The sequence below is a fragment of the Vibrio sp. Y176 genome (assembly GCF_033438945.1).
The window spans coordinates 1-525 of record NZ_JAWOQS010001144.1 but is presented as its reverse complement, the minus strand read 5'-3'; the positions used below and the strand labels follow the sequence as shown (position 1 = coordinate 525).

At 47.0% G+C, this 525-nt stretch carries 1 pseudogene; it reads left to right on the top strand.

Features of this window, described 5'->3' with window-relative positions:
• Window positions 1–525, top strand: a pseudogene (locus R7O13_RS30655) (glycerol kinase); the annotation flags it as partial.

Sequence of the window (525 nt, the reverse complement as noted above, 5' to 3'; positions counted from 1 at the left end):
ACGGATGGCAAGTCACCGAAGCGGGCATTCGAGCAGGTGGTCAACAGCGTGCAGATAAAGAATCACAAAACACCTTTGTGGTTTGGCACGATGTCGTTTTGCGCAACAAGCGCTTGAAGCAATCTGTAGTGTAGTTTTTGGGGCAAGATGCGGAGTCGCACTCCACCGACAAATCCTACTCCAGTTTTCGTCAAAAATTCGAAGCCAAACACCGGACTTTGGATGGGCACTATGTTCGTTCAAAAGGGGAGTTATTAATTGATAACTGGTTGTATTTGGCTGGAATTGTCCATGCTTACGAGCGACAAGTCCCGATAGAACAAGAAGTGATGAGCGATTTTTATCTTCCTGCTGGCAAGCTGTACCTTCAGTTTTGGGGAAGTGATAGCGGAGAGACGCCAGAAAAAGAGCGAGAAGCCATTCGCGCGGTGTATCAGCAACACAACTTCAATTTGATCGAAGTAGAGCCAAGTGAACTAGATAGGCTGGATGAAGTATTGCCAAAACGTCTGCGCCAATTTGGCA